Annotated in this window: 16 protein-coding genes and 2 pseudogenes; 13 read left to right on the forward strand and 5 right to left on the reverse strand. The window is 68.4% G+C overall.

All coding sequences use genetic code 11. The annotated features are described in order from the left end of the window. Positions 1 to 138: 138 nt before the first annotated feature. Positions 139 to 1,809: an extracellular solute-binding protein gene (locus ACGFIK_RS13950; RefSeq protein ID WP_327026636.1), complete on the reverse strand. Its 1,671-nt coding sequence runs from the start codon at positions 1,807 to 1,809 to the stop codon at positions 139 to 141. A 231-nt stretch (positions 1,810 to 2,040) separates the two neighbouring features. On the opposite strand from ACGFIK_RS13950, the gene ACGFIK_RS13955 reads away from it, so the two are divergent. The 4 genes from ACGFIK_RS13955 to ACGFIK_RS13970 all read left to right on the forward strand — a co-directional run bounded on the left by ACGFIK_RS13955 (position 2,041) and on the right by ACGFIK_RS13970 (position 5,244). Beyond that, positions 2,041 to 3,036 (forward strand): LacI family DNA-binding transcriptional regulator, encoded by a 996-nt coding sequence (locus ACGFIK_RS13955; protein WP_126713122.1) that lies wholly within the window; start codon positions 2,041 to 2,043, stop codon positions 3,034 to 3,036. 171 nt (positions 3,037 to 3,207) lie between these two features. Next, a complete protein-coding gene (locus ACGFIK_RS13960; RefSeq protein WP_353505311.1) occupies positions 3,208 to 3,288 on the forward strand; it encodes a hypothetical protein in 81 nt (26 codons plus the stop codon). Between the two features lie 38 nt (positions 3,289 to 3,326). Further along, positions 3,327 to 4,853: an alpha-L-arabinofuranosidase C-terminal domain-containing protein gene (locus tag ACGFIK_RS13965; protein WP_327026635.1), complete on the forward strand. Its 1,527-nt coding sequence runs from the start codon at positions 3,327 to 3,329 to the stop codon at positions 4,851 to 4,853. Then, a complete protein-coding gene (locus tag ACGFIK_RS13970) occupies positions 4,768 to 5,244 on the forward strand; it encodes a family 43 glycosylhydrolase (RefSeq protein ID WP_327026634.1) in 477 nt (158 codons plus the stop codon). The genes ACGFIK_RS13965 and ACGFIK_RS13970 overlap by 86 nt, the downstream gene beginning before the upstream one ends. Positions 5,245 to 6,464: 1,220 nt before the next feature. Here the strand turns inward: ACGFIK_RS13970 and ACGFIK_RS13975 are convergent. Then, positions 6,465 to 7,175, reverse strand: a pseudogene (locus ACGFIK_RS13975) (transposase family protein); the annotation flags it as partial. Between the two features lie 12 nt (positions 7,176 to 7,187). Beyond that, the gene (locus ACGFIK_RS13980; RefSeq protein ID WP_327026633.1) at positions 7,188 to 8,318 is read right to left on the reverse strand and encodes a helix-turn-helix domain-containing protein; all 1,131 of its coding nucleotides are present in this window, start codon (positions 8,316 to 8,318) and stop codon (positions 7,188 to 7,190) included. Positions 8,319 to 8,444: 126 nt separating this feature from the next. Here ACGFIK_RS13980 and ACGFIK_RS13985 point away from each other — a divergent pair, with 126 nt between their 5' ends. The 6 genes and pseudogenes from ACGFIK_RS13985 to ACGFIK_RS14010 all read left to right on the forward strand — a co-directional run bounded on the left by ACGFIK_RS13985 (position 8,445) and on the right by ACGFIK_RS14010 (position 14,549). Continuing rightward, entirely contained in the window at positions 8,445 to 9,788 is a 1,344-nt protein-coding gene (locus ACGFIK_RS13985) for an NAD(P)-binding domain-containing protein (RefSeq protein WP_327026632.1), read from the forward strand. Continuing rightward, on the forward strand, positions 9,785 to 10,612 hold the full coding sequence (locus tag ACGFIK_RS13990) for an SDR family NAD(P)-dependent oxidoreductase (RefSeq protein ID WP_393339547.1): 828 nt from the start codon (positions 9,785 to 9,787) through the stop codon (positions 10,610 to 10,612). Before ACGFIK_RS13985 ends, ACGFIK_RS13990 begins: the two co-directional genes overlap by 4 nt. Beyond that, complete coding sequence (locus ACGFIK_RS13995) at positions 10,609 to 11,952, forward strand: MFS transporter (RefSeq protein WP_393339550.1); 1,344 nt, start codon at positions 10,609 to 10,611, stop codon at positions 11,950 to 11,952. The genes ACGFIK_RS13990 and ACGFIK_RS13995 overlap by 4 nt, the downstream gene beginning before the upstream one ends. A gap of 765 nt (positions 11,953 to 12,717) precedes the next feature. Continuing rightward, positions 12,718 to 13,053 (forward strand): hypothetical protein, encoded by a 336-nt coding sequence (locus ACGFIK_RS14000; RefSeq protein ID WP_393339553.1) that lies wholly within the window; start codon positions 12,718 to 12,720, stop codon positions 13,051 to 13,053. Next, positions 13,054 to 13,179, forward strand: a pseudogene (locus ACGFIK_RS14005) (transposase); the annotation flags it as partial. A 185-nt stretch (positions 13,180 to 13,364) separates the two neighbouring features. Next, positions 13,365 to 14,549 carry a peptidase M23 gene (locus ACGFIK_RS14010; protein ID WP_327026629.1) on the forward strand — a complete coding sequence of 395 codons (1,185 nt, stop codon included), beginning with the start codon at positions 13,365 to 13,367 and terminating at the stop codon, positions 14,547 to 14,549. Positions 14,550 to 14,942: 393 nt separating this feature from the next. Here ACGFIK_RS14010 and ACGFIK_RS14015 read toward each other — a convergent pair whose 3' ends face one another. Next, positions 14,943 to 15,281 (reverse strand): hypothetical protein, encoded by a 339-nt coding sequence (locus ACGFIK_RS14015; protein WP_327026628.1) that lies wholly within the window; start codon positions 15,279 to 15,281, stop codon positions 14,943 to 14,945. Between the two features lie 213 nt (positions 15,282 to 15,494). On the opposite strand from ACGFIK_RS14015, the gene ACGFIK_RS14020 reads away from it, so the two are divergent. The 3 genes from ACGFIK_RS14020 to ACGFIK_RS14030 all read left to right on the forward strand — a co-directional run bounded on the left by ACGFIK_RS14020 (position 15,495) and on the right by ACGFIK_RS14030 (position 17,242). After that, on the forward strand, positions 15,495 to 15,905 hold the full coding sequence (locus tag ACGFIK_RS14020; protein ID WP_327026627.1) for a transposase: 411 nt from the start codon (positions 15,495 to 15,497) through the stop codon (positions 15,903 to 15,905). A 20-nt stretch (positions 15,906 to 15,925) separates the two neighbouring features. Then, entirely contained in the window at positions 15,926 to 16,906 is a 981-nt protein-coding gene (locus ACGFIK_RS14025) for an IS3 family transposase (RefSeq protein ID WP_327026626.1), read from the forward strand. Between the two features lie 156 nt (positions 16,907 to 17,062). Beyond that, a complete protein-coding gene (locus tag ACGFIK_RS14030) occupies positions 17,063 to 17,242 on the forward strand; it encodes a hypothetical protein (protein WP_327026625.1) in 180 nt (59 codons plus the stop codon). Between the two features lie 687 nt (positions 17,243 to 17,929). On the opposite strand, the gene ACGFIK_RS14035 is transcribed toward ACGFIK_RS14030, so the two are convergent. Then, on the reverse strand, positions 17,930 to 19,600 hold the full coding sequence (locus ACGFIK_RS14035) for a BTAD domain-containing putative transcriptional regulator (RefSeq protein ID WP_327027159.1): 1,671 nt from the start codon (positions 19,598 to 19,600) through the stop codon (positions 17,930 to 17,932). Positions 19,601 to 19,917 lie beyond the last annotated feature (317 nt).

A 19,917-nucleotide genomic window follows, 5' to 3' on the forward strand; every position in this document is an offset into this window, starting at 1 on the left:
CGCGGGGGGGGGGCGGGGGGGGCGCGGCGGTGGCCTCTACCTCCCGTAGGCCCGGGGGGGGGGGGGGGGGGGGCGCGGGGCCCGGCGCGGGGGGGGGGGGCCCCCCCCCCCCCCCCCCCCACGACTGCTCGCAGACTGTTACCAGTTGGCCAGACGGTCCTTGATGCCAGCGGTGACTGCGTCCTCGTACACCTTGACGTCGATCTTGCGGATGGAGTCGACGTAGGCCTGCCAGTTCTTGTCGAAGTCGGCGGGCGGGCCGGCGATGATCCCCGGCAGCTTCTGCACGCTGGTGTCGGTCAGCTGCTGGTTGACCTGGTTGGCGTCGTCGGAGAGAGTGAGGTTCCACGCCGGGTAGTACTTGGGGTTCTCCGGCGCCTTGTTCACGAATTCAAGCCAGGTCTTCTTGCCGTACTTCGCCATGAAGTCCTTGTCGTAGTCGCTCAGCGTCGCGTAGAACTCGGCGGGCTGGTCGTCGGGGCTGTAGGCGTTGCCGTCGGAGAACTTGCCGTTGCGCTTGGGCAGCATGTCGAGCAGCGCATCGAGACGGTTGGAGGCACGCCAGGTGAGGTCCTTGTAGTTCTTCCGCTGCTCGTCCGTGCGGGAGAAGATGCCGTCGGCGCCGACCTGGTAGTCCTCGCCAGCGATGCCCCAGGAGAGCGTCTTCTGCCACTCTTCGCTGAGCATGATGTCGAGGAACTTCAGTGCCTTCTTCGGCTGCTTGCTGGAGACCGAGACGCCGAACCCCTGGTTGGTGTTCATGACGGGGCGGTCGGCGTACCAGGGCGTCACCCCGTCGTAGACGGGCATGAGGGGCACGTAGGTGTACTCGTCCTTGCCGGCGCTCTGCAGCGACTGGGTGGCGGTCTGGAAGTTCCAGCCCTGGTCGTGCATGCCGAGGACGGTGCCGGTGGCCAGCTTCGCGGTGTACTGGTCGAACGTCAGGGTGAAGGACTCGGGGTCGACGATACCCGCGTTGTACTGCTGGTTGAGGACCTTGTAGAAGTTCTTCGCGATGTCCTTGTCGGCGAAGATCGACGCGTTGTTGTTGCTGTCGACGACGACGCCACCGTTGTTCGGGAAGCCTGCCAGCTGCGCCGGCGGGTTAGTCATGCCCCACTCACGGCCCGTGGACGCCAGAATTTCGAAGCCGACGGTCGGGGCGCCGGCGGTCTGGGGGTGCTTCGCCTTGTAGTTCGAGATGAGCTGGAAGTAGCGGTCGAGCGTCATGTTGCTGAGGTCCGGGTAGCCGGCGTCCGCGAGCACACGCTTCTGGATCCAGAACGCGGGACCGTAGTAGACGCCGCCCGTGATGTCGCCGTAGAAGCGGTTGTAGTTCGGGAGGATGTACAGGCCCTTGTCCACCTCGTCGCCCGAGTAGCTCATCTTCTTGATGTCGTCCTTGACGTGCTCGGCGATGTTGGGGTAATCCCCCTTGGCCAGCATGTCGTCCAGGCGCCGCAGAGCGCCGCCCTGCAGGAGACGCTGCTTCAGGTCGCCGGTGCCGATGAGGTCGGGGAACTCACCGCCGGCGAGCATGACACCGATCTTCTGGTCCTCGTTGTCCGGCGTGACGATCTCGTACTTGAGGGTGACACCGAGCTTGTCCTTGAGCAGCTTGGTGATCTTGTTTTCGGGTGCCGGGGCCTGCTGGGCCGACGTGATCCAGACCGTGAACGTCGTGGGGTCACTGGGGGTCAGCGTTCCCGAGTCGTCTTCGGGGTTGTCGGCAGAGGTGCATCCGACAAGTCCCACTAACACGGCTGCAGCCAGGACAACAATTGACAACTTCGTTCTTGTGGTACGCACCGAGGGCTCTCCCTTGAGAACAGTTCCGGTCGTCCTCGACTGGAATTCGTGGGTATATCGACGCGAGCTGGGGCTTGGCGTCCTCATATTGAGCGGGATTTTAGCGTTAAAGTAGAGAGTCGATCGTGTTGCGTCAAGGCCCGCCCCGGCGTGTGGATGGGTGGCGGGCTTCTCGCCAGACGACGTTGCTGAGCTGGCAGAATGCCGCGATAAGGAGGATATGTGGTGCGGATGGCGGACGTCGCCCGTGAGGCGGGCGTCTCGGTCATGACCGTCTCGAACGTCGTCAATGAGCGCCTCCCGGTCAACGAGCCGACGCGCGCCCGTGTCATGGCCGCCGTCGAGGCGCTGGGGTACGAGGTCAACCTGACCGCGCGCCACCTGCGCGCGGGACGGACCGACACCGTCGCCTTCATCGTGCCGAGCTTCCACGACTACTTCGGTGAGGTCTCCGACAAGATCGCGCCGCTGATCGAGGCCGAGGGGCGGCACCTCGTCCTTGAGCGGACGAGCGGCAGCCCCGAGCATGAGATGGCGGCGCTGAGCGTCGCGCGACTCCAGCTCTACGACGGCGTCCTGCTGTCCGTCGTCGGACTCGACCGCGACCAGCTGGACCGCGTGCGTACCGCCAAGCCCATCGTGCTGCTCGGCGAGCGTGACGTGCCCGACCGGTTCAACCACGTGCGGCTGGCGAACGAAGAGGGCGCCCGCCTCGCGACGGCGCACATGATCGAGCACGGCTCGCGGCGCATCGTTGGGTTGGGCTGCACGTTCGACACCGCGCACATGATGACGTCGGACCGCCGCATTGGCTGGGAGCGCGCACATCGCGATGCCGGCCTCGATGTCGACGCACGCTATGTGGTGCCCATCTCCACGTTCACGTCGGCGGCCGGACGTGATGCCCTGCTCGATGTGATCGCGTCCGGTCTGCCCTTCGACGGCGTCTTCGCCGTCACCGACGTCGTCGCGCTCGGCGCGGTCGCGGCCCTGGCAGAGAGCGGGCTCCGGGTGCCCACCGACGTCCAGCTCGCCGGGTTCGACAACCTCGACATGTCAAGCTTCGTCCCGCCCGGCCTCACCTCCGTCGACGCGAACCATGAAGGTGTCGCTGAGACCGCGGTGGGTCTGCTGCACCGGCAGATGGCGGGCTGGACCGGCCCGGCCGAGCACGTCGTCGCGCCCGTCCGTCTCGTGGTACGTGGCTCCACCCGCGGTGGGGCTTAGGGCCGTGCAACCACCCGCACCGTTTAGCCCGTTTCGGTCGAAGGAAACCATGTCGAGCACCTATGGGCGCACGTCCGCCTTGCGCGCCTGTCCCCGCATCCCCGATCACCGGGACGCGGCACCGGCCTCTACGACCCCGACACCGCCACCGAGCTCGTCGACGAGCACACGGTGACAGCGATCCCGTTCTCGACCTGGGGCAACCGCGCCCCCGGCCCGATGCGGGTCTGGCTTCCGCGAGCTCCTCGCTGAGGCATGCAATGACGGAACACGCAACTGATGGGGAGACAATGACGACGACCACGACCGCAGTGATCGACCTCGACCTGCCCGGCGCCACGATCAGCCGGCACGTGTATGGGCACTTCGCCGAGCACCTGGGGCGGTGCATCTACGGCGGGTTCTGGGTGGGTGAGGACTCGCCGGTCGCGAACGTGCGAGGCATCCGCTCGGACGTGGTCGAGGCGTTGCGGGCGATCTCGATCCCGAACCTGCGTTGGCCGGGCGGCTGCTTCGCCGACGACTACCACTGGCGTGACGGCATCGGCCCGCGCGAGAGCCGCCCGCGGATGGTCAACTCGCACTGGGGCGACGTGGTGGAGGACAACGCGTTCGGCACGCACGAGTTCATGGACCTGTGCGAGCTGCTCGGTGCGGACCCGTACGTGTCGGGGAACGTGGGGTCCGGGTCGGTGGCGGAGATGTCGGACTGGGTGGAGTACCTGACCCGGGCGGACGACTCACCGATGGCGGCGCTGCGGCGGGCGAACGGGCGCGAGAAGCCGTGGCGGGTGCCGTTCTGGGGCCTAGGCAACGAGGCGTGGGGCTGCGGCGGCAACCTGCGCGCCGAGCAGTTCGCGTCTCTGGCCCGGCAGTACGCCACCTACTGCCGCAACCACGGCGGCAACCTGCTGTACCGGATCGCGGCGGGCGCGAACGAGGCCGACCTGCACTGGACCGAGACGCTCATGCGCTCGTTCGACGACCTGGCGGCGGACCCGGCCGGGTCGGCGGGCCCGTTCCAGGCCGTGTCGCTGCACTATTACACGATGGCCGGGTCGTGGTCGGACAAGGGCGACGCCACCGGGTTCAGCACCGACGAGTGGTACGTGACCATGGCCCGCGCCCGGCGCATGGAGGAGCTGCTCACCCGGCACTCCACGGTCATGGACCGCTACGACCCGTACCGCAAGGTCGGCCTGGTCGTGGACGAGTGGGGCACGTGGTGGAACGTGGAGAAGGGCACCAACCCCGGGTTCCTGTACCAGCAGAACACGCTGCGCGACGCCCTGGTCGCCTCCGTGCACCTCGACGCGTTCCACCGGCACGCCGAGCGCGTGGTCATGGCGAACATCGCCCAGACCGTCAACGTGCTGCAGGCCATGATCCTCACCGACCCCGACACGGGGGCGCTCGTGCTCACCCCGACGTACCACGTCTTCGCTATGAACACCGGCCACCACGATGCCGCCGCCCTCGCGGTTCACCTGCGCGACGTCGAGACTCGCGCCGTCGACGCGACCGAGCTGCCGCTGGTCTCGGCGTCCGCGTCGGTCAAGGGCGACACCGCCCTGGTCTCGCTGTCCAACCTCGACGCCGAGACGGACCGCACCCTCGTCCTGGACCTGCGCGGCCGCGACGTCGTCGGGCACACCGCGCGGGTGCTGACCGCCACCGCGCTCGACGCGCACAACATCCCCGAGCAGCTCGACGCCGTCGCCCCCACCGACCATGCCGGCGTGGGCCCCCATCCCCGGGGGCTCGAGGTCGACCTGCCCGCCCACTCCTACGTCACCGTGGCGCTCGAGCTGCGCTGATGGACCGACCGAACGTGAACATCCGCGACGGCGGGGCGGGGCAGACTTCACCAACCCTGTCATCTTCGCGGACGTGCCCGACCCGGACGTCGTCTTCGACGGCCGGTACTACTACATGGTCAGCACGACGATGTACTTCGCGCCGAGCGTCCCGATCATGCGCTCGAGCGACCTGGTGCACTGGTCCATCGCCGGGTACGCTGCGGCGATCCTCGACGACGCGGACGCGCTGGCGCTGCGCAACGGCCAAGACGCGTACGGCCAGGGCAGCTGGGCAGCGAGCATCACGGTACCGGTCCGGCCCAGCCTGCCCGCCGCAGCTGTGCGATCTGCTGACCGGCGTACGCGTCTCTGCTGCCGTGCGATAGAGCCTCCTCGCGTGCTGTCCTGAACGCAGGCACACGCCGGCAGGGCCGGGCGGCGGCCCGGCCCTGCCAGATCTCCGGCGTCTCATGTGGGTGGCCGGCGAGGCGGAGGACGACGGACGCCCCATGGAGATGCTGCTGGACAAATCGGTGACTGGCGGCAGGGCTTCTCGCTCGTGGCCGCCGAGCCGGTCCTGATCGCGGCTCGGATGACACGACAACCGGCGGACTGGACATTCACCGCTCGCATTTGGCCCAGGGAGATTCAGCGCCCGACCAATCGGCGGTGGGCCAGGCGCGCGGCGGCTATCCACTGCCACGGCATACCAACCATCACCATCGACCCTAGTTCGGCCCCGAACGAGATCGCGTGCCAGGTGATCTTGAAAAGTTGCGTGCCCCCGGCAGGGCAACAGCCTGCGTTTTCGGGTGGCCGGCACGTGTGGCTATGCCAACATGACATCCATATCAGCCACTGGCGGATATGGGAATTTGGTTCGTGTTGGGCCTCCGACGCAAACTCCCATGGCTCGATCGCCGGGTGGGACGTGTGTAAGTCCGTCTTCGGTGCCGGTGACGGATCTGGGCAGAGAGTGGAGTCCCGAATCCCTGCTATATCGGACTCGGTTCGACTTGGTCGGCGCTGCGGCCCCGGTCCGGCTTCGTGTCGCCGATGGGCTGGCGTAGGGTTGCCATGGTGTGGATGACCGTGCTGCGTGCCGACGGCGCCCCCCGTTTACCCCCGAAAACCCCGGCTGATGATTGACAATCAGTGACAAGGCGAGACTAGTGATCGACACAGTCTCTGCAGGTCAACGCCCATTCGTGGCAAGCAGTGACAAGTCTGGAATGGCTACGTTCCGTTACAAGGGGTCGTCGGTTCGAATCCGGCCGTCCCGACAGAGGAGAAGCCCTGACCTGCGGAAACGCGGTCAGGGCTTCGACTTTCTTCTATGAGGTTTTGAACCGTCCCCCGAAAACCCCCCGTTTACCGGGTGTGGCATTGAAGTTTGTCATCGGTGTGCATCGTTGGGTGCTGGGGATGTGTGCTGCCGGTTCGGGTGGGCGGCGAGGCGTTCCAGGACCGGGATGAGCCGGTCGGTTCGTCGTGTCGCCGGCTGGGCTGGTGCTGGGTCGCCACGATGCTGTGCGGCGTGGTGATGGCGCCCCCCGTTTACCCCCGAAAACCCGAGCTGAATGACGTCTCGTAACTCGGTGAAGGCGTTGCCGGGCAACGGTGCTGGTGTCATCCGGCGAGGATAATGTTGTGGATGTGGGCGATGCCGGATGCGGTGTCGGTCAATGTGTGGACGGCGCGACGGTAGTCGCGCCGGATCTTGAAGCACTTCATGCGGGCCAGGGCGTGTTCGACCTGGGCTCGGACGGTGCGGTGCTGCTTGTTCAGGTCGGCTTTCCAGGCGGGTAGTTCGCTGCCGTCGGTTGGTTTGCGGTAGGGGATGATCACCTCGGGGTTGCCTCGGTAGGCGCCGTCGGCCATGACCGGTCGTCCGGCCAGCTTGGCGTCGATGCCGGAGGTGCGGTAGACGATGGTGTCGTTGCGGTTGCCGGGTTGCGGGTCGCCGAGGGCCACGACGAGGCGGGTGTGGGCGTCGATGGCGACCTGCACGTTCGTGCTGTAGCGGTAGTTCTTGCTCGGCGCGGCCAGCCGGTGGTCGCGGGTCGGGATCAGGGTGCCGTCGACGATGGTGATCTGGTTGACCCGACGTCGGCGCACCGGGGCCAACGCGAGCAGCGGGCCGAGGGTGTCGATGACCCGGTGCGCTGCGGAGTGCGACACCCCGAACAGCGGGCCGATCTGCCGCATCGTCAGGTTCGTGCGCCAGTACGCGGCGACCAGCAACACCCGATCCGGGAGGTCGAGTGACCACTGCCGGCCCGGCCGACCATCCGCGATCGCGTCACCGCCGCGCTCGGCGACCAGCCTGGACAAACTCCGCACGGTGCGGGATCAGGTCGCGTCGCGCAGCCAGGTTCGGCAAAGCCACCAGGCGGTCATGGCACCGAAGGTGCCCGCCGGGTCGATGCCGGTGACGGCGGCGAAGCGCCGGACCCGATTGCGAACCGTGTTGGGGTGCACGAAAAGTCTCGCCCCGGCGAGGTCGACATCGCGGTCGCTCTCCAGCCAGGCGAGCACGGCGTGCGCCACCGATTCGGCAGTCGGTCCGAGTGCCGCCCAAGCGGGCGCGTACCGGTCGAGCAGCACCGTTGCCAGGTCTGCCCGCTCGGTCAACGCCGCCAGCCAGGCCACATCGGCAATGTGGATCAGTCCGGTGCGGCCGGTGGACTCGGCGGCGGTCAGGGCCGCGGTGGCGAGCCGCTGCACCGGCGCGAGTTTCTCCGGTTCGGCCGGACCGGCGAGCCCTGCCACGGCCCCGATTTCCTTCAGGCGGGCGGACGGAGCCCGGGACAGGACTCCGACCATCAGGTCGTCCACGGTTGCGCACAGCACCGGCGGGTGCTCGCGTACGGCTCGTTCGATGCCGGCGGCGGTTTCCCCGGGCCGGGCGACGAGCACCCACAGCCCGTCGGTGACCGGAAGACCGGCCTCGGCGGCTGCCAGCGTGGCCGCCGAACCACCCTGGAGCAGCCGCCGCAGCAGTGCCGTGTCCCGGCTCCCGGGAAGCGGATCCGTGCTGGCTCCGGTAGCCCGATGCGCGCTGATCAGTCGGGCCCGGACGGCCTCGGCCCAGTCGTCGTAAAGGTCCCGGACGTCCAGCAGCTGCTCGGCGCTGACGCCTTGGTCCCGGGCGAGTTCCCGGGCCCGGGCCCAGATCGCGCGCTCGGCGAAGTGGATCGCGCCCAGCACCGATTCGATCGGCACGCCCTGCCGGGCACGGGTGACACCGAGGTCCGCGACGAACGACAGCTCAGCTTCGGTGGGGCCGCGCCGTGCGACCAATGCGCGGGTTGCGGCCACCAGCAGAGCGCGGGTGTGCCCGGCGATGTCGGAGGTGGGCAGTGCGGAGACCTCCCGCACGGTGGTACGGACTCCGGCGACCACCGACGGCAGCAGTTCGTCATCGCCCACGACGCGTTCGATCAGGTCCACCATCGTCGTCCAGCCGTCCGGATGCGTCATCCTGCCATGCTCCCCGCCGTTGTGGTGCGCTACAACAAGAACCCGAAACTGCGTGGTCCACGCCATGTATTCGCCCCCGTGCCAGGCCCTACGGTTTGGCGGAAGCTACAACCGTCGAGGAGCACCATGGCCGTTTCTTCGAGTCGGGTGGCGGTGATCGGTGCGGGAGCAGCCGGTCTCGCCACGGTGAAGGCGCTGCTCGACGCCGGTTGTGCGGTGGTGGCGTACGAGAAGGGTGACCGGCCCGGTGGCCTGTGGGTCAGGGACAACAGCAGCGGCCTGTCTCCGGCGTACGCCTCCCTGCACTTGAACACCAGCAAACGCCGCACCGAGTTCGCGGATTTTCCGATGCCGGCGGACTGGCCCGACTATCCGTCGGCCAGTCGCGTCGCCAGTTACCTGGCCGACTATGCGCAGTCGTTCGGGCTCATTCCGCACATCCGGTTCGGGAGCACGGTCACCCGCGTCGAGCGTGACCGGCTCTGGGCGGTGACGACCGAGTCCGGTGACATCGAGCGGTACGACGCCGTGGTGGTCGCGAACGGCCACAACTGGCATCCGCGCTATCCGGATCCGGCTTATCCGGGGACGTTCCACGGCACCCAGATGCACGCCCACGACTACCGCACTCCGGACGTCTTCCGGGATCGGCGGGTGCTGATCGTCGGCATGGGCAACTCGGCCATGGACATCGCGGTGGACGCCTCGCACGTCGCTCGAGGGCCGGTCCTGCTCTCCGCCCGGCGCGGCGTCCACATCGTCCCCAAGTACCTGTTCGGCCGTCCGGCCGACGCGACCGGCGGTGCCCTCGCCGCCCTGCCGTGGCGGCTGCGGCAGCGCATCGCCGAGACCCTGTTGCGGCTCGCCGTCGGGACCCCGCAGAGGTACGGCTTACCCGCCCCGGCCGGTGGCCTGTTCCAGAACCATCCGACGATCAGCGACACGATCCTGCACCGGCTCACCCACGGCGAGGTGACCCCACGTCCCGGCATCGAACGGCTGGACGGGGAACGGGTGATGTTCACCGACGGCAGCGCCGACCCGGTCGACGTGATCGTCTGGGCCACCGGGTACCGGGTGAGTATCCCGTTCCTGTCCCCTCAATGGCTGGGCCCCGACCCCCAGCAGCTGCCGCTGTACCAGCGGGTCTTCCATCTCGACGACCCCAGCCTGGCATTCGTCGGCCTGATGCAGTCCACCGGTGCCGCTCTGCCGGTCGTGGAGGTCCAGGCCAAACTGGTCGCCGCGTATCTCTCCGGCGGCTATGCCCTGCCCGGCATCGACGAACAGCGGCACGCCGTGCAGCGAGCCTTGCGCGCCGCCATCGAGCGGTGGGGCACGAACGCGCGGCCGCACATGCGTATCGATTTCGACCGGTACGTCGCCGACCTGCCCAGGGAGATCGCGGCTGGCCGGAATCGCCTCGCCCGGGGCGGACGCACCTTCACCGCCGAGGAGAGTGTGGTTTGAGCGCCCGAGACCCCCGCGGATTGCGTGTCCTCGTCACCGGTGCCTCCGGCACGTTCGGCCGGGCCATCTGTGCCCGGCTGGACGAGCTGGGGGCCCAGGTCGTCGGGTTGGACCTGGCCCCCCGCGCCGATGACCCGGTCCGGGTCCTGGCCTGCGACATCACCGACGACGACGCGGTGCCGGCGGTGGTACGCAGAGCAATTGACCAGCTCGGTGGGCTCGACCTGCTGATCAACAACGCCGGGATCGGTGGGCCCGCCCCGGCCGAACTGGCGCCGGGCGCGGAAGTACGCCGCCAGCTCGACATCAACCTGCTGGGCACCTGGCGGGTCACCGCCGCATGTGTGGACGCGCTGGTCGCCTCTGGTGGCCGGATAGTCATGCTCAGCTCGCGGATGGCCGTCATGCAGTTGCCGCTGGCCGCTGCGTACGGTGCCTCCAAACGCGCCCTGGTCGCGTACGCGGACGCGCTGCGTCTGGAGCTCGGCACCCATGTCGGCGTCACCTGCGTGTACCCGTCGGCGGTACGAAGCCCGATCCACGACTCGACGGCCGCGGCCGGGCTCTCGCTGGAGGGCATGAGCCGATACGAGCCGCTGGACGGGGTGGTCCGGACCGTGCTGCGCGCCGCGCTCAGTCGTCGTCCTCGCCGTGATCTACCCACCACCCGGCGGGGCGCGGTCGAGTTCTTCCTGGCCCGTCACCTGCCCGCGCTGACCGATCGGATCGTGGCGCGCACCCTCGCCGGCCGGGTCCGCTCCGGCGCGTTCCAGGGCGCCGAGCTGGCCGCGGGTGTGGTCGCACGGCACGAGGCGACCCGATGACGGCGCTGCGTGGGGCGGCGGGCGAGGTGCGGACCAGGGCAGGTGACCTGATCGCGTACGCCACCGGTTCGGTCGGGATGGGCGTCTGGGTGACCGTTCCCGGCCTGCTGTTGCTCTATTTCCTCACCAATACGCTCGGTGTCTCGCCGTTCCTGGCCGGTCTCACCCTGCTGCTGCCGAAGATCATCGACATCATCGTGCATCCGATGCTGGGCAGCCGATCCGACCGGGAAGCGCGCAGCAGCGGACACCGGCTCGGCATGCTGCGGGTCGGTCTGCTGCTTCCGGTGGCCATGGTGGCGATGTTCTCGGTGCCCGCCGGTTTCTCCGGCGCATCGGCGGCGCTCTGGGTGGGCGGCTGGTTCATCGCCGGCAACCTGCTCTTCGCGTGTTTCCAGGTGCCCTACCTGACCACCCCGTCCGATCTTCGAGTCGGGTACCACGAGCGCACCCGGGTGTTCATGTTCCGGATGCTCTTCCTCACCCTCGGGTTGCTTGGTGCCGGTGTGGCCGCACCGGCGCTGGTGGAGTCGGGACAGCGCGGCGACTACGGCCGGATGGCCCTGCTGCTCTGCGGCGTCATGGTGATCTCCGGGCTGGTCGCACTGACCGGGGTACGGCGTCTCACCGCCCACGCCGGTTTCCGGACGCCCGACCAGCAGGCGGCCCACTCGACCATCGGTGACATCGCGGTCGCCTGGTGGGACCCCGACTTCCGCGCGCTGGTGCTGTCCTACCTGTTCACCGGCACCACTACTCACCTGTTCCTCGCAGCGCTACCGTTCTACACCAAGTACGTCTTCGAGAACTCTGGGCTGACCGCCGTGTTCATGGGGGCGTTCCTCGGTCCAGCGGTCGTCGCCGGCCCGATGTGGATGCAGGTGTCCCGGCGCATCGGCAAGCAGCGTGGCCTGCTGATCTGCCAGGCGGTCTTCGTGGCCGGTTCGCTGGCGCCGCTGCTCGGCTACGGCACCGGGCCGGCTGTCGCGGTGGTCGGCGTCCTGGGCATCGCGTTCGCCGGGCTGCAGCTGTTCGCGTTCTCGATGGTCCCGGATGCGGTCGCGGCCGCCGAGCAGCGTGGTACCGTCCGGGCCGGCGCCTACACCGGTGTCTGGACTGCCACCGAAGCCACCGGCACCGCAATCGGCCCGTACGTGTACTCGGCCGTGCTCGCCCTGGGCGGCTTCATCTCCACCACCGAGGGGCAGACCGTGACGCAGCCGGAGTCCGCCCACACCGCCCTGTTGATCGGCTTCACCGTGGTCCCGGCGGTGCTGATGGCCGCGGCGCTGACATTCCAAGTGCGCTGGAAGCTGGATCGGACACGCCACACCGGTTGAGCATTACGTGCTCAGGCCGGCACCGGTCGCCGAGCGAAAGCTCGCATGGCCAGCGTCCCGAGCATCGGGCGGGGAGCCAGCAGCCAGAATGCCCAACGCCAGCCGACGGCGTCGGCCAGGAATGCCGCGACGGCGGCGGGTGGGGCGGTGAAGCGTAGCGGGTGAACTCAGACAGCAGGCACCGCTGACCTTCGGTGCGGCGAACGCGGCCCTGGCGGCCGGGCCCATCACCCACGCGCAACGGCAGATCGCCGAGACCACAGATACCGGGGGTATTCATCACCCGTCGGCCCGGGCCACCATACGAATGGCGGCGCGCTCAGAGGCGTTCACGAGCACCGGATCGGCAGCCGAGGATCAGTACCGCGAGGCGATCGCGCAGCTCAAGCACAGCCGGATGGGCGGTTACCTCGCTCGTACCCATCTCGTCTACGGCGAGTGGCTGCGCCGCGAGGGCCTCCGTCGGGAGGCCCGCGAACAACTTCGCACCGCCCACGAGCTGCTGTCCGAATGGGTGCGGAGGCGTTCGCCGAGCGTGCCGCCCGCGAACTACGCGCCACCGGTGAACACCCACGAAAACGCGCCGCTCAGCCGACCGACGCGCTCACCGTCCATGAGCTGCACATCGCCCGGTTGGTCGCCACCGGAGCGAGCTCCCGGAGGTCGGCGCACAGCTGTTCCTGAGCCGCGCACGATCGAAGCCCACCTGCGCAGCATCTTCCGCAAGCTCGGCATCACCTCCCGCAGGCAGCTCAAAGAACTTGCATGCACTTCCCGCACATCATCACCAGCGACAGCGACAGCGGCAGCGCCAACGCCCAGGCAGGGCTCGACGACGCCAAGAACGCGGTCCGAGTCGACCCGGGTCCGGGGCTGCACCCAGACCGGATCACCGAGCCCGCGATCTGGACCTACGAACGCGCCGACGGGCGCCACCTCGTCGTTCCGTTCACCGCACCGGAAGTACCGGACGGCCAGATACAGATCGACACCGTCTTCGGCGAGCGTCTGCCCTGCCCGCCGGAGGTGCTGGTACTTCCCGGCGTTGGTGAGCCGCTACTGGCCGGGTCCGCCTCACTGTCGCTGGCGTGGAAGCGGTGACGCATCCGCTCGGAGGTCGCATTCGCCGCCCTTGCCGACGCATCACCGCTACCGACCTCATCCGGCAACACCACTCGACACCGACACAACCGTGGCGGCGACCGACGCCTCAATCGAGCCCTCTACACCGAAGAGGCCGAGTCTGAGGCGAGGTGAGCGGCCCCGGGGGACGGCGTCGGCGGAGGTGGCCACGGAAAGTGCGAGGCCGAGCCGTCCAACAGTACGACGATCCTTCTTCATGCACGTATGTCGATCTTTCGTATATCGTCGTTCGAATCTATGTCAGCCTCTCAACCCCCTCTGGAGAGGACATGATCATTACTCGACGCTGGATCGGTACCGCCACGGCGGCCCTGCTCGTTGTCACCATGACCAGCACCGTGCCGAGCGGCGCCCACGCCGCGCCGGCCAACGATGTCACCACCGCCGTACAGCAGAAGCTGCTCGCGGATGCCGCAGTCGCGGCGGACCAGGCGTTCCGGACCGCCGATGTGGCGGACACCCGGGTGAACGTCACCCGCAAGGACGGCCGGGCCTGGGCCTTCGGCACCGCCGTGCTCGTCGCCCCGCAGGGAGAGGATCTCCACCCGTCCGGTTGGCTCTTCGTCGCCCGTCAGCAGCGCGGCGGCTGGCAGGTCGCCTTCGAGGGCGAAGCCACCTTCGCCGAACTGATTGCGGCCGCGCCCGTCTCCGTCGTCGCTGAGCAGGAGAGGGACACCTTCACCGCGCCCAAGACGATGGCCGCCAACGGGGACTTCCGCACCGGCATGCGCCTGCCGTTCACCGTTGGCCAGTCCTGGATCCTCCGGGGCGGCCCACACGGCTGGTCCGGCTCCCCGCGACCGTTCAGTTCCATCGACCTCTACGGCGGTGACGAGCGGGTGCTGGCCGTGCGTGCCGGCACCGCGTACACGATGTGCAAGGGCTGGATCCGGGTGGTCCACGACCGGGGGTACGCCACGGACTACTACCACCTCTGGAACAACATCAACGTCGACGGTGCCTCCGTCTCGGCGGGCACCTTCCTCGGCAACACCGGCACCGACATCACCTGCGGCGGCTCCGCCAGCAGCCGGCACGTGCACCTGGGGCTGCGGCAGAACAGCGCGTACGTCGCGGTCGCCACCCACAACCTCGGCAAGTGGGTGCCGCGAGAGGGCAGCACCGCCTACGAGGGTTACGCGCTGCACGGATCAAAGCGCGTGAACGTCAAGGGCACGCTCTACAACTACGGCGCGCTCGGCTTCACCGAGGGCATCGTCGACAGCAACGGCGGCACGTCGGTCAGCCGGCGGTCCGGGCCAGGCACCGGGTACGGGGTCGTCGGTTCGATCGCGGACGGTGCCACGGCGGCAGTGGCCTGCTCGTCCAACGGCACCTCCCATACCGGCCGCTGGGGCACCACCGCCCTGTGGAACCGGCTCACCGACGGCACTTGGATCCCCGACGCGTACCACTACACCGGAGCGGCTAACCCGGTCAACGGCTGGTGCTGACGCGCCGCCCCGCCCCACCGGTGCCGGTGACCGGTAGCGCCACATCGACGGCGGGGCGGACACCCTGCGACGCGGCGAGGTTGGACCCGCCGCGTCGCAGGGACATGCCCAACGACCTGGTAGGGCACGCTTCGCTCACGGGAGCTAAAGTTGGCGCGGACGGTGGCGGCGTCCGGGTGGTTCAGGGCCGTGAAAATGTCAGCGCCCAATGCCAGTCGGCCCGGGCGGAGGTGGGGTAGGTTCGAAGCCGAACCGGCCCGAACCCGCCGCCCGACGGGGTGGAGGCGTCGAGAGCAGCTAGCGTCCTGCGCTGACCGGATGTGGGGGACAGCGATGCCCTGTCTGGACCGCACCGGTCGCCCGTCCACTACGGCTGGCTCGTACAAGTCTCCGTCAAGCGGAGCAGAAGACACCGCTCTCGTGCCAGCCGATGACGCCGGAGGTGCCGATGTAGGTCACTTCTCCCTGAAGGCAGTCCCGCACCGCCTTCTGCCATACGCCGGTGCCGGTCTTGCAGCCGTCCGCGATGATGGCGCTCGTCGAGATGCCCTTGCTCTGGTTTGCCGCGGCTTCTCCCAGGTGCTCCAACGAGATTTCGACCTTGCCGTCTGTGCTGCTGAACGTCGGCGTGACAGTATGATCGCCGTGCGCCATGACGTGCAGGACGTGCAGGACGTGCAGGACGTGCAGGACGTGCAGGACGTCGTATGATGCGGTGAAGGCGGAGAGCACCGTGTCGGGGTCTCGCGACCGGACGAAGTCGATGTCGACGATGGGTTACTCGCACCCGGTGTTGCTCGGCGAGGACGCTCATGGCCAGCGTCGACCGGGAAGCCCGGCACCTCGACCTGCCTGGCGGATGACCGTCCGCCCTGTCTGCCAGGCTGAGATGAGGCAGCCGTTCCGGGAGCGTTAGGCTTGCCGGGAGACAGGAAGAGGATCATCGTGACACTACCCAGCACGCCTGGTGAGCAGGGCGGACGGCCGAAACGGCGAACGTTCACGGCGGAGTACAAACTACGCATCGTGGCGGAGTACGAGGCGGCGAAGGCGTCTGGTGAGGGCGCGGCGATCCTGCGTCGGGAGGGCCTGTATCACTCGCACATCCTGGAGTGGCGGGCCGCCCGTGACGCGGGTGCGTTGACCGCTCTGGGCACCCGCAAGAGCCCGGTGTCGGAGAGTCGGCGCCGCAGCGCCGAGGCGGCGGAGATCGAGCGGTTGCGGCGGCGCAACGAACGTCTGGAAGCGGATCTGGCGCGGACGAAGACCGCCCTGGAGATCATGGGAAAAGCGCACGCGCTCTTGGAGACGTTGTCCGAGAGCGCGGACGCGCCGCGGCCGGTCAGGAGGCGCTGACCGCGGCCTTCGACAAGCTGATGCCGCTGCTCGGGGTGGCCGGGGCGTGCCGGCTGACGGGCCGGTCCCGCGCCACGCACTACCGGCTCCAGCAGCCGCCCGTGGTATCGCGTCCGCTGAGGCCGAAGACACCCCCGCCATCGACGCTGTCAGCGGCCGAACGTCAGGCCGTGCTGGATGTGCTGCACCGGGATGAGTACGCGGAGATGTCCGTGGCGCAGGTGTGGGCCCGTGAACTCGACCAGGGCCGCTACTGGTGCTCGCAGTCCACCATGTACCGGATCCTGCGCCACGCCGGGGAGAGCCGGGAACGCCGCCGGCAGGCCACCCACCCCACCCGCACCATCCCCCAGCTGGTGGCGACCGGGCCGTCGCAGGTGTGGTCGTGGGACATCACCCGCCTCAAGACCGCGCAGCGGGGCGTGTTCTACCACCTCTACGTGATCATCGACGTGTACTCCCGCTACGTCGTCGGCTGGCACGTCGCCGACGGCGAAGACTCCATGCTCGCCCGGGAGCTGATCGACGACGCCATCGCCCGCAACGGCGTGCGCCCCGAGATCCTGCACGCCGACCGCGGCTCGTCGATGACCTCGAAACCCGTCGCCGAACTCCTCGCCGACCTCGACGTCACCCGCTCCTACTCCCGACCCCGCGTATCCAACGACAACCCGTACTCCGAAGCGCAGTTCAAGACCCTGAAGTACTGCCCCGCGTTCCCCGACCGCTTCGACTCCCTGCACCACGCCCGCGAGTTCGCCGCCGAGTTCTTCACCTACTACAACCACGAACACCGCCACTCCGGCATCGGCCTGCACACCCCCGCCTCAGTGCACTACGACACCGCCGGAGACGTCCACACCCAGCGGCAGGCCACCCTCGACGCCGCCTGGCAGGCCCACCCCGACCGGTTCACCCGCCGCCCTCGACCACCCGCCCTACCGACCACCGTGTGGATCAACAAACCCGCAGCTCAACCCACCGAACTACAGAACACCTGACCACGAAAACGTCTCACTTGACTTGACAGGTTCCGCCGGATCATCGACTACCGGCGGCCGCCGCGGCGTCACCGACGAGCAAGTCAGCGGCCCGTTCGGCCGATGGCGCCACGAGCAACGCTTCACCCCGATCCAGCCGGGTCCTCGGGAACGGTCATGCGCTACGCCATCGACTTCACCGCGCCGACAGGACCGGTTGGTAATCTCGTGGCCAGGCTCAACCTGCGGCCGTACCTGCGACGTCTCATCGCACGCCGCAACACCTTCTTCGCCGCCGCTCTGGCAGAGCGTCCGCAGCCGGCCCGCGAGGAGGCGGGGCACGGCGAGGACCCCTGACGGCAGGTGGTGTCGGGGACCGATCTATGGTCACCGCCGCTTCTTGCGGCTCGGGCGCGGGCCCCGCGCCTGCCTCTGGGCTTGTTGCCGCGCCGAGGTGGTGGCGAGGGCGAGTCGATGTAGACGGGGGCGCGCGGCTCGTTGACGACGGTGCGGTTGAGGAGGTTCAGGATGAACGCGCGCCACGCGGTCGCGCGGGGAGGGTTCTCGTCCGCCGGATGCCGGGCCACACCTCGGGTCAGGGCCCGGATGCTGACGGCGAGGCCGACCAGGGCCACGAGGAAGCTGCCCACGCTGGCGTATTGGTCGGCGACTCCGAGCTCCCGGGTGCCGAGGAACACGCCAGCCGACACGAGCGCCGTCGTTGTCAGCAGCAGGATGGTCCGACCGCGCATACTCGCTCCTAGATCCTCGGGGCTCGTCCGTCTGCCGTACACCTCAGAACAGTCCTGGTAGGTCCGGACCGCGCCACCGCCAGTCCGGATTCACGGCTGGTGGCGGGATGTCCCGTCCGCCCATACTTTCGCGGTGCTCACCCGGAAGCTCGGTCGGCTCGATCCGCGTGAGCCGGTTGAGAGGGGTGAGGCCGTCGTGACCGACGTCCGGCGTCAAGCGTTGCTCGGCGTATTCACGCAACGTGTCGCGCGGATGAGGTAGGTCAGGTGGGGTAGGTCGGTCATCTTGACCTCAATGATCCACAAGTGGGAGACGATCGTTGTTGTCGCCTGCCGGGTTGAGGGGCGTGGCGAACGAGTTGATGAGCTGGCCAGCGCGGTCATCTGTGGGCGGACGTTGACAAGTTCGTGTTGGTGTTCGTTGAGCTGTTTGGGTGGGGCAGGAGGTGCAGGTAGACGACTTTGTGGAGTAGGTCGAGGATTTGCTCCTCGCATCGAGTTGGCTGACGTACTCCGCTACGGTCAGTTGGTCGTGACAGATGAGCTGTGCGGCCGCGAGACGCAGCGCCAGGGGCAGGTACGCGCAGCGGGCGGCCAGTTGCTCCACGGCGGCATCGCTGGCGTCGCGGGTGAGCATCCGTCGTAGGAGCTGCGTTGCCTCGTCCCGGTTCAGCGGCGCCAGGTGCAGCAGCCGTGCTCCTTCATGCGCGATCAGGGAGAACAGCCGACGGCGGCTGGTCAGCAGGACGGAGCAGCTGCCGATGCCGGGTAGTAGGGGTCGAACCTGATCGGTGTTGGCGGCGTTGTCGAGGACGATCAGCAGCCGTCGGCCAGCCAGTCGCGACCGGAACAACGCTGCGGCTTCGTCGATGTCGGTGGGCAACGCTGTCGGTTCGAGGCGGAGCGAGCGCAGGAAGTAGTGCACTGCGGTGAGGCTCTGCACGGGCGGGCGGCGAGTGTCAGAGCCGCGCAGATTCACGTAGAGCTGCCCGTCGGGGAACTGCTCACGGATGTGGTGGGCCCAGCGTAGTGCCAATGCCGTCTTGCCGACCCCGGCGGTGCCACTGATCAGAACGAGCCGGCAGTCGGCGGTCGGGTCGAGCAGCGCATCGAGTTGCTCCATCTCGCGGTGCCGACCTGCGAAATCGTGTACGTCGAACGGCAGTTGGGCGGGCGACTCGGTGCGGTGCGGTGCGGATTGTGACGGTGGCGCAAGGCCGAGTGACGGATCGGCGTTGAGGATCGCCTTCTCCATCTCTTCGAAGGGGACACCGGGGTCTAAGCCCTGTTCGTCGGCCAATCGGCGGCGATAGGTCCGGGCGGTGCTCAGTGCGTCGGCACGCCGACCGCAGCGGTGCTGCGCCAGCATCAGCTGGCACACGAGCTGTTCGTGCTCGGGGTACTGGCCGACCAGATCCTCTAACTCGCCGATGAGGTTGTCGTGGTGACCCAGTGCCAGCTCGGCCTCGACCAGCAGGGCCCGGGCCGCCAGGCGTGACTCGTGCAGCCGCCGACTGGCCGCCCGAGCGTAGGGTGCGGTGACGCCGGTGAGGGCGTCGCCGCGCCATAGCGCCAGGGCACGGCACAGCAGCTCTGTGGACATCGCCCAGTCGCCGCGTCGTTGCGCCGCACGGGCGTCGCTGACATGTCGGTCGAAGATGGCAGCATCCAGGTCGTCGTCGGCAAGGACGATCAGGTATCCGCCGGGACGGGTGCGGATCACGTCGGTCATGCCCAGATCTCGCAGCGCGCGCCGGAGCGTGGAAATCGCGACGTGCAGCTGGGAAAGCGCCGAAGTGGGCTCCGCGCCGCCCCATAGGGCCTCGACCAGCTGCGGTGGCGTGACTACCTGGTTCGCACGTAGCAGCAGGTAGCCGAGCAGTGCCCGGTGCCGGGGCTGGCCGACCCACACCGGACCGTCGGGTCCGAAGACCTCCACCGAGCCGAATACCCCGAACCGCATACCCACCCCCGTAGGTTCGATTTAAGTCTATCGGAGGGTTGGCAACCGGCCGGCTGGCGATCGGCAAGCGGACAGATAAACACCGTCCCGCAAACTGGTCGAGCAGATCGTGGGTCGCTCGCCTGCAAACAGATGGCTGCTGCGGCACCGCGTACTGGTCTTGTCAAACGGGGGACGCATGGGACAGGCAGACATGGCTGCTGTGAGTGATCGCGTCAGACGAGCAACGTTGGCTGACTCGGCATCGGTGGTAACGCGACCGCTGGCTGATGGGCTGGGCTGCCGAGTGCAGTCACCGTCTGCCAGTCCCGACGGCC

The sequence above is a fragment of the Micromonospora sp. NPDC048871 genome (genome assembly GCF_043198155.1).
Lineage (GTDB): Bacteria > Actinomycetota > Actinomycetes > Mycobacteriales > Micromonosporaceae > Micromonospora.